Origin of the sequence: Metabacillus malikii (genome assembly GCF_030813355.1) — a bacterium.
GTDB lineage: Bacteria > Bacillota > Bacilli > Bacillales > Bacillaceae > Metabacillus > Metabacillus malikii.
The window spans coordinates 1-4,041 of record NZ_JAUSUD010000054.1 but is presented as its reverse complement, the minus strand read 5'-3'; the positions used below and the strand labels follow the sequence as shown (position 1 = coordinate 4,041).

Below are 4,041 nucleotides of genomic sequence, written 5' to 3'. Positions count from 1 at the left end.
CCAAAGGGGATAAACATGGAGGAGCCGTATGCGAAGACCCGCACGTACGGATCTGTGAGAGGCGCATGAGTAATTCATGCGCCTACTCTATTTTGGTCTTCACATTATGGGGTAGATTTTATAAAGGGGGGAAATAATAATATATTCCATTTAATAAGTAGAATTTTCTTAGATATTATCTGATTTACATGAGAAAGGAAGGTGCATCATAAATCAAATATGATGAGGTAGACGAGACTCCCGTTTTACATGAATTGATTTCAAGCTTTACTATTGGAGAACACAAATAGTATTGCAAAAATACAGGTCACTTCTCCTTATGAATTGAACAACAATGGAAAATCAGAATCTCAGTGCAACACAATTTTACAAGCTAAAGATTGACAAGCTATGGAAGGAGGATTAAAATTATAAATTATTTGAAAATAATTTTCTGTAAGTAAAATGAAATCATAACCAGCTATGAATGCTATGGGTAAAACTATAGCAGGAGCAGCTTCTGGAGAGACCGCAGTGATGCGGCGCCGAAGGGTTCACAATCTCAGGCAAAAGGACAGAAGAGTATCGAATTTCTATTTGTGATCTGGCTATTTGTTAGCTAAACAAATAGTATTTAGTATTCTTATGACCAAGAGATTTGGAGGACATCCGATCTCTTTTTTTGAGGAGTTTTTTGCTCATTGTGTTATGAAATGGGCTTGGCTGGTATTTTAGGAGGAGTTAGAATTGGCACAACAAGAATTAAAGCGGGATTTAGCAAATCGCCATGTGCAGCTTATAGCGATTGGAGGTACGATAGGTACTGGTTTATTTTTAGGATCCGGTAAAGCGATCCAATTGGCTGGACCATCGATTATCTTTGCATATCTTATTGTCGGGATTGCAGTCTTTTTCATTATGAGAGCGTTAGGTGAGCTGTTGCTGTCTAAAGCAGGCTATCAATCATTTACAGACATTGCCGAGGACTATCTTGGACCTCGAGCAGCATTTATCACAGGGTGGACGTATTGGTTTTGCTGGATCATGATCGCGATGGCAGATATTATTGCTGTTGGTGTGTATGTCCGTTATTGGTTCGATATCCCACAATGGATTCCAGCAATTATCTGTTTAATGATTCTATTAGGGTTCAATCTTTTAACAGTAAAGCTTTTTGGAGAATTAGAGTTTTGGTTTGCATTAATTAAGGTCATCACGATTCTGTTTCTCATTGGCGTTGGGGTTGTTTTGCTAGTGATAGGGTTTAAAACCGATGCAGGAACAGTGACGATAAGTAACCTTTGGGAGCACGGAGGATTTTTTCCAAACGGTATTTCGGGTTTCTTCCTATCCTTCCAAATGGTCTTATTTGCTTTCGTCGGTGTGGAGTTAGTCGGTGTAACAGCCGCGGAAACAGCAAATCCAAAGAAAAATATTCCATCAGCGATTAATAAGATTCCATTACGAATCCTATTTTTCTACGTAGGGTCTATCATCATCCTATTATGTATTAACCCTTGGACAGAGCTAAATGGAACGGAAAGTCCCTTCGTAAAAACATTCAGCTTAGTCGGGATCCCAATTGCTGCAGGAATCATTAATTTCGTTGTCTTAACGTCAGCTGCTTCTGCATGTAACAGTGGATTATTCTCAACAAGTCGCATCCTATTTAATTTAAGTAAAAGTGAACAAGCACCAACAAATTTTAAAAAGCTAAATAAAAATCATGTTCCTAGTCATGCGTTGCTTGTATCAACAATTGTCGTATCAATTGGAGCACTGTTAAGCAAGCTGATTCCAGAACAAGCATTTGGAATTGTATCAACGATCAGTGCGATTTGCTTTATGTGGGTGTGGGGAGTTATTCTTATTTGTCATATAATATATAAGAAAACGAGACCAGAATTACAAGCAAAATCGACATTTAAAGCACCATTTACTCCATTTATTAATTATGCAGTGTTAGCGCTGTTTGGCTTGATTCTCATTATTATGCTGTTTGCCAGTGAGACACGTGTAGCGTTGTTGTTGACGCCTTTGTGGTTTGTTTTGTTGTATGTGATAGATTATTTTAAAAAATAATGGGTAGTTCATACATACTACAGTATAAAATTGATATTACCCTTTATGAGGATATATATATCGCCTATATTAATTTTAAAACATAAATGAAATTGTGAACGTAATGAATTCAATGAATTATAGTTTGATTGATTTGCACGAACATGGGTTGGGAATATCTGTTGAGTTAGAATTATGGATAATTTACCATATTTCGCAGGATTTCAATTAGAGGTATTATCTACTTATTAAATGCAAGCCAATTTTTACTTGTTTATGAATTTTCATCATAGGTTGTTATCGAGCAGATAAGCATAATAATAAAGATATAAGGTAATAAATAGAATGATAGATGGTGTGCAAAAGTCAACTGAAGCAAATTGAGTATAATGATATATTGAAGTAATTAAGGTTTAGTTGAGGAAGATGAAACTTTTCTTACAATATTTCGTATTTATATTTAGATAGGAGAAACAGGGGGGATATGATGATGGAGAATAATAAAACTGGTCTTTATATAAGTATGTTATTTGGTATGTTAGGTAGTGTCTTGGTTGGATTAATGGCACTTAGGTATCTTGCCTCTAATGATACAGAGGGATATATTTTTTCCTTTCTAGGATTTATTTTAATAATAAATTATATAAACTATTTAGAATCAAAAGCAAATATTAGCAAAAAAGTAACTTGGATAAGGTCAATCATTTCAATTGTGTTGTTTATTGTTATCGGTTATTTCTTATATTTTTAAAAATTAGAAACTCTTTAATATATTCAAAATAATAAATATATAAATGTTTAATGTGTTAAAGGGGAAATTCCCCAGTATATAGTGAGAAACACTACTATTGAGTGCGATACTCCATTAAGAAGTATCGCATTTTTAATTGTACTTTATGATCGTTTAAGAATGAGTATGATGATATAAAAAAATTGGAGGTTACATAGATAAGTGGAAAATCACAAGTTTAAAGAGTTTATTAACATTGCAAAACAACTAAACAAAATAGAAATAATCCCATTGTTAATGGGGTCGGTTGGATTAGAAATTGTTACAGGAAAGAGTTGGGATGCACAAGATTTAGATATTCATGTCCCTGGTGATAAAAGAGGATGGGAGGTACCGCCAGAATCTAATATAGATAAATGGGATGATATTGTAAACATAATGAATGCAATGGAATATAGCTTAATTGATTTGCATGAACATGAATTCACTAAAGACGGATTATCAGTAGAGTTCGGAATTATTGACACTTTGCCAAGTTTCTCAGGAATACAATTAGAGGACTTGGAGATACACCAACTCGATGGAACAAATTATTATTTACTAAATGCTAGTCAATATTTACGTGTTTACGAATCTTCTTCAAAGGATAGTTATCGGGCAGATAAGAATAATAATAAAGATATTAGTAAAATAGATTTTATAAATAGAATGATAGGTGGTAGCAAAAAATAAAACGAGCTTTAAAAATTGGGAACGTCGAAGTTTAGTTTAAGATTGATGTTTAACTTGTTTAAAAATCGGGCCTTTAATTGAGCTACAAGTCTAAGGATACTAGATATACACAATAATCGATACGGAACACACAAAGTAACCCCGTTATTTTTAGAACGGGGTTACTTGTGTTGTTGGTATTGGAAAAACGTTATTGTCCCTTTACAGCATTTTTTTAATCGTTTGCAACGTTTTCACTTACCCATTCGACTTTATTGTGTATTAGGAGGGGAAATCTATATGGATACAGTTAAATTAGTACAAAAAGCAACTAAAGGTGATGATGAAGCATTCGAACAATTGATTAGTACTGTTCGCCATAAATTGTATCGCACGGCCTATTCGTACGTAAAAAATGAGCAAGATGCCCTTGATATTTATCAAGATACAATTTATAAGGCCTACACTGTAAACAGTCACTTTGTATCCTCACAATTACCGCAAACATTTCCAAATTCCTCCGGAATTCAATATATACTTCTCTGAAATAATGTGCTAAA

The 4,041-nt window shown here is 34.1% G+C and carries 3 protein-coding genes, 1 pseudogene and 1 riboswitch; all 4 genes and pseudogenes read left to right on the top strand.

The genetic code is table 11. The features are described from left to right. Positions 1–489: 489 nt before the first annotated feature. Positions 490–567, top strand: a riboswitch (glycine riboswitch). A 159-nt stretch (positions 568–726) separates the two neighbouring features. After that, positions 727–2,061 (top strand): amino acid permease, encoded by a 1,335-nt coding sequence (locus J2S19_RS23510; RefSeq protein ID WP_307347306.1) that lies wholly within the window; start codon positions 727–729, stop codon positions 2,059–2,061. A 469-nt stretch (positions 2,062–2,530) separates the two neighbouring features. Then, positions 2,531–2,791 (top strand): hypothetical protein, encoded by a 261-nt coding sequence (locus tag J2S19_RS23505; protein WP_307347304.1) that lies wholly within the window; start codon positions 2,531–2,533, stop codon positions 2,789–2,791. Between the two features lie 201 nt (positions 2,792–2,992). Then, a complete protein-coding gene (locus tag J2S19_RS23500; protein ID WP_307347301.1) occupies positions 2,993–3,502 on the top strand; it encodes a phosphoribosylanthranilate isomerase in 510 nt (169 codons plus the stop codon). A 279-nt stretch (positions 3,503–3,781) separates the two neighbouring features. Further along, positions 3,782–3,946, top strand: a pseudogene (locus J2S19_RS23495) (sigma factor); the annotation flags it as partial. Between the last annotated feature and the right edge of the window lie 95 nt (positions 3,947–4,041).

Coding starts and splice junctions, on each gene's coding strand:
- J2S19_RS23505 (WP_307347304.1), top strand. CDS start 2,531: ATGGAGAATAATAAAACTGGTCTTTATATAAGTATGTTATTTGGTATG.